The organism is Parvibaculum sp. (assembly GCF_049671045.1).
Classification (GTDB): Bacteria; Pseudomonadota; Alphaproteobacteria; order Parvibaculales; family Parvibaculaceae; genus Parvibaculum.
The window spans coordinates 1-5,085 of record NZ_JBATUH010000147.1; the positions used below are offsets into that span (position 1 = coordinate 1).

General features: G+C 62.9%; 5 protein-coding genes. All 5 read left to right on the forward strand.

Translation table 11 applies throughout. From position 1 onward, the window contains the following. On the forward strand, positions 1-1,715 hold a 1,715-nt coding region (gene nosZ / locus WBG82_RS16285), incomplete at its 5' end, for a TAT-dependent nitrous-oxide reductase (RefSeq protein WP_424426031.1). 35 nt (positions 1,716-1,750) lie between these two features. After that, positions 1,751-3,019 carry a nitrous oxide reductase family maturation protein NosD gene (locus tag WBG82_RS16290; protein ID WP_424426033.1) on the forward strand — a complete coding sequence of 423 codons (1,269 nt, stop codon included), beginning with the start codon at positions 1,751-1,753 and terminating at the stop codon, positions 3,017-3,019. Continuing rightward, entirely contained in the window at positions 3,016-3,927 is a 912-nt protein-coding gene (locus tag WBG82_RS16295; protein ID WP_424426036.1) for an ABC transporter ATP-binding protein, read from the forward strand. The genes WBG82_RS16290 and WBG82_RS16295 overlap by 4 nt, the downstream gene beginning before the upstream one ends. Next, on the forward strand, positions 3,924-4,754 hold the full coding sequence (locus WBG82_RS16300) for an ABC transporter permease (RefSeq protein WP_424426039.1): 831 nt from the start codon (positions 3,924-3,926) through the stop codon (positions 4,752-4,754). Before WBG82_RS16295 ends, WBG82_RS16300 begins: the two co-directional genes overlap by 4 nt. Beyond that, the coding region (locus WBG82_RS16305) for a nitrous oxide reductase accessory protein NosL (RefSeq protein ID WP_424426042.1) at positions 4,751-5,085 on the forward strand (335 nt) is incomplete at its 3' end. The genes WBG82_RS16300 and WBG82_RS16305, both read left to right, overlap by 4 nt.

A 5,085-nucleotide genomic window follows, 5' to 3' on the forward strand; every position in this document is an offset into this window, starting at 1 on the left:
GCGGCCAGACCGGCGAGGTGCGCATCATCGGCATCCCCTCCATGCGCGAGCTGATGCGCATCCCCGTTTTCAACAGATGCAGCGCCACCGGCTGGGGCCAGACCAATGAGAGCCTGAAGATCCTGACCGAAGGGCTCACCGAGCGGACGAAGGAATTTCTGAAGACGCGCGGCGGCGTCTTCATGAACGGCGATGCGCATCACCCGCATATGTCCTTCACGGATGGTACTTATGATGGGCGCTACATCTTCATCAACGACAAGGCGAATTGCCGTGTCGCGCGCATCCGCTGCGATGTGATGAAGACGGACAAGATCATCGAGATTCCGAACGCCTCCGACATTCACGGCTTGCGGCCGCAGAAATTTCCCCGCACCGGCTATGTCTTCGCCAATAGCGAGCACATCATTCCGATCCCGAATGACGGCAAGGTGCTGGACGACCCGAAGAAGAACTACTGGTCCGTCTTCACCGCGATCGACGGCGACAAGATGGAAGTCGCCTGGCAGGTGATGGTCGATGGCAATCTCGACAATTGCGATGCCGATTACCAGGGCAAATACGCCTTCTCGACCTGCTACAACTCCGAGAAGGGCGTGACGGTGGCGGAGATGACCTCGGCCGAGCAGGATTGGGCGGTGGTCTTCAACATCAAGCGCATCGAGGAGGCGGTGAAGAAGGGCGATTACAAGAAAATCGGCGGCGTGCCAGTGATTGACGGCCGCCACGGGTCCAAATACACGCGCTACATTCCCGTGCCGAATTCGCCCCATGGCTGCAACACGGCGCCGGATGGCATCCATGTCGTCTTCAATGGCAAGCTGTCGCCGACCGTGACGGTGATCGACGTGCGCAAGCTCGACGATCTCTTCGACGACAAGATCAAGCCGCGCGATTGCGTCGTCGCCGAGCCGCAACTCGGCCTCGGGCCGCTTCACACCGCCTTCGACGGAAAGGGCAACGCCTTCACCACCGTCTTCATCGACAGCCAGATGGTGAAGTGGAACATCGAAAAGGCGAAACAGGCCTTTCAGGGAAAGAAGGTCGATCCGATCATCGAGAAGCTCGACGTTCACTATCAGCCGGGCCACAACCACACTTCAATGGGTGAGACGAAGGAAGCGGATGGAAAGTGGCTCATTTCGCTCAACAAGTTTTCCAAGGACCGCTTTCTCAATACCGGCGTGCTGAAGCCCGAGAACGATCAGCTCATCGACATATCGGGCGACAAGATGAGACTCGTGCATGACGGGCCGAGCTTCGCCGAGCCGCACGACATCTGCATCGTTCACCGCTCCAAGGTGAACCCGGTGAGCATCTGGAAGCGCGACGACCCCACATGGGAAGATGCGCGCAAGATGGCGGCCAAGGATGGCGTCGATCTCGACGAGGCGGCGGACGTCATTCGCGACGGCAACAAGGTGCGCGTCTATATGTATTCGACCGCGCCGACCTTCAGCCTCGAGCAATTCGAGGTCAATGAGGGCGACGAGGTAACCATCGTCGTCAGCAATATGGACGAGGTCGAGGACCTGACGCATGGCTTCACGCTCGTGCGCTACGGCATCGCGATGGAGATCGGGCCGCAGGCGACGGCCTCCGTCACCTTCAAGGCGGACCGGCCGGGCGTCCACTGGTGGTATTGCCAGTGGTTCTGCCACGCGCTGCACATGGAAATGTCCGGCCGGATGCTCGTTCATCCGAAGCCGGCCTGATCGCCGTGCGGCGGGGCCCGTCATGGTTCGGCAGGATGAGGGCGGCGGTTGCGGCAATCGCCGTCCTCAGTCTCGTGCCGATCCTTCCGGGGCTCGCCTCCACCATCGAGCTTCGGCCGGGCGACAATCTTCAGGAGGCTGCCGCCCGCGCGAGGCCGCGCGACGTGCTCCGCCTCGCTCCGGGCCATTACGCGGGCAATGTCGTCATCTCGCGGCCGCTCACCATAGAAGGGCCGGACGATCGGTCCGCCATCGTCGAGGGGCGGGGCGATGGCCGAGCGATCTGGATCGAGGCGCCGGATGTCACGATCCGCAATCTCACCGTCAAGGGCTCGGGCCTCAGCCTCTTCGACATGGATGCAGCGATCTTCGCCGACAGGACGGCCGATCGCGTTCTGGTCGAGCATAACGACATTCTCGACAATCTGATCGGCGTCTATCTCTGGGGTCCGCGCGACGCGACGGTCCGCGAGAACCGGATCGTCGGCCGGCATGATTTGCGGCGCAGCGAGAGAGGCAATGGCGTTCAGCTCTGGAACACGCCGGGCTCGATCGTCATCGGCAACGACATAAGCGCCGGCCGCGACGGCATCTTCACCACGACGAGCCGCAACAACATCTTCCGCGGAAACAGGTTTCGCGATGTCCGCTTCGCCGTTCACTACATGTACACGAATGACAGCGAGGTGAGCGGCAATCTCTCCATCGACAACGATGTCGGCTACGCCATCATGTATTCCGACCGGCTCGTCATCCGCGACAATGTCTCGGATGGCGACCGCGAGCACGGGCTGCTCTTCAATTTCGCCAATGGCTCGGAGATCAGCGGCAATGTCGTGCGCGGCAGCGAGAAATGCGTCTTCATCTACAACGCCAACAAGAACCGCTTCGAGGACAATCTCTTCGAGGGCTGCCGGATCGGCGTACACTTCACGGCGGGATCGGAGCGCAACCGGATTTCGGAAAATGCCTTCATCGGCAATCAGACGCAGGTCATGTATGTCGGCACCCGCGCTCTCGACTGGCAGGTAGCGGGGCGCGGCAACTACTGGAGCGACAATGCCGCCTTCGATCTCGACGGCGACGGCATTGCCGACACGGCCTATCGCCCGAATGGAATCCTCGATCAGGTGCTCTGGCGCGCGCCAGCGGCGAAGCTGCTGCTCAACAGCCCGGCGACGGAAGTCGTGCGCTGGGCGCAGTCGCAGTTCCCCGCCATTCATCCGGGCGGCGTGATCGACAGCGCGCCATTGATGAGCCCGCCGCATATCGTGGCGGCAAGCCGGCTGGAGGTGAAGCCGTGAGTGGAGTTTCGGTCGAGCTTTCCAGCGTAACGAAGACTTATGACGGCGTCGCGGCGGTCGAAGGCGTCGATCTAGTCTTGCGGGCGGGCGAGTGTGTCGCGCTTGCCGGGCATAATGGCGCGGGCAAGAGTACGCTCATCAAGCTGATGCTCGGGCTCATTCGCCCCGATGCGGGCCAGATTCGCGTGCTTGGGGAGGACCCGGCCAGCCGCGCGGCGGCGCATGTGCGGATGGATGTCGGCTATCTGCCGGAGAACATCGCCTTTCATCCGGCGATGACGGGCATCGAAACGCTCGCCTTTTATGCGCGGCTGAAGCGCCAGCCGCTCGCGGACAATGCGAGGCTGCTCGAGCGTGTCGGGATTTCGCAGGCGGCGAGACGGCGCGTTGGAACCTATTCCAAGGGTATGCGCCAGCGGCTCGGCCTTGCGCAGGCGCTGCTCGGGCGGCCCAGGGTGCTGTTTCTCGACGAGCCGACGACCGGCCTCGATCCGGCCCTGAGGCAGGGCTTCTATGACATTCTTCGCGAATTGCGAGAGGAGGGCGCCTGCATCCTTCTCTCGTCCCACGCGCTGGCCGAACTCGAAGGCAGGGTCGATCGTGTCGTCATCATGAACCGTGGACGGAAGGTTGCGGACGGCACGATGTCGGATCTGCGCCGGGCGGCGGGCCTTCCCTTGCGTATCGAGCTTCGGCTGGGCGCGAAGGCCGCGGCCGAGGCCGCGCGGCTCCCCGCCGGCTGGAGCCGCATCGGCGAGGCGCGATACGAACTTCGCTGTAAGGAGACGGAGAAGATCGCCGCCATCCGGGCGCTGTCGGAGCTTCCCTGTTCCGTCGAGGACATCGAGCTTCACCAGCCCGGCCTCGATGACATGTATGCGCATTTTCTGACACGCGAGGACGCATGAGATCGGTCGCGATCATTGCCGGCAAGGAATTCCGCGACGGCTTGCGGAACAGGTGGGTCGTGGCGACGACATGCCTGCTGGCGGCGCTGGCGTTGACGCTCGCCTTCCTCGGCAGCGCGCCCACGGGTGAAGTGCGCGTCGGCGCGCTCGCCGTCACCATCGTCAGCCTTTCGAGCCTCACGATCTTTCTGATCCCGCTGATCGCGCTGCTCCTTGCCTATGATGCCGTGGTCGGCGAGGTGGACCGGGGCACCATGGCCCTGCTTCTCACCTATCCCGTCTCGCGCTGGGAAGTCATGCTCGGCAAATTCGCGGGCCATGTCGCCATTCTCGCCGTCGCCACGTTGATCGGCTACGGCATTGCCGGCGTCACGCTCGAAGCGGTGAACGGCGAGGGCGATACGGATGCCTGGCAGGCATTCGCCGCCATGATCGGAACGAGCGTGCTGCTCGGCGCGGCCTTCGTCTCGATCGGCTATCTCATCAGCGCGGCCGTGCGCGATCGCGGCACGGCGGGAGGCATCGCCATAGGCGTCTGGCTCGTCTTCGTGCTGATCTACGACATGGCGATCCTCGGCATTCTCGTGGCGGATCAGGGGCGCATACTGACCGCCGAGCGGCTCAACCTGCTTCTCATGCTCAATCCGACCGATGCCTACCGCCTGCTCAATCTTACGGGCTTTGCGAATGTCTCCCGCTTTTCGGGCATGGCGGGGATCGCATCGCAGGCCAATCTCGCGCCCTCGGTGCTGATCGCGGCGCTCGTTGCGTGGGTTCTGGCGCCGCTCGGACTTGCGACTTTTCTTTTTGCGAGGAAACAGCTTTGAACGCGCTTGTGAGGAGTCTTGCGGTTTGCGCTCTCATCCTTGTGCTGTCCGGTTGCGACCGGCCGGAGCAGGAGAAGGCGCCGCCGCCTGCCGAAGTGTCCGACCTCGCCGTCGGGCATTTCTGCGGGATGACGCTTCCCGAACATGCAGGCCCCAAGGCGCAGATTTTCATCGCGGGCAGGGCGGACCCATACTGGTTTTCGTCCGTGCGGCAGCTTTTCGCCTTCATGCGTCTGGCGGAGGAGCCGAAGAACGTCACCGCGATCTATGTCAACGACATGGGCAAGGCGAAGAACTGGAACCAGCCCGAGCCCGGAACATGGATCGACGC

Bases quoted from the DNA above. Each gene is read 5' to 3' on its own strand.
- WBG82_RS16290 (WP_424426033.1), top strand. From the start codon at position 1,751: ATGAGGGCGGCGGTTGCGGCAATCGCCGTCCTCAGTCTCGTGCCGATC.
- WBG82_RS16300 (WP_424426039.1), top strand. From the start codon at position 3,924: ATGAGATCGGTCGCGATCATTGCCGGCAAGGAATTCCGCGACGGCTTG.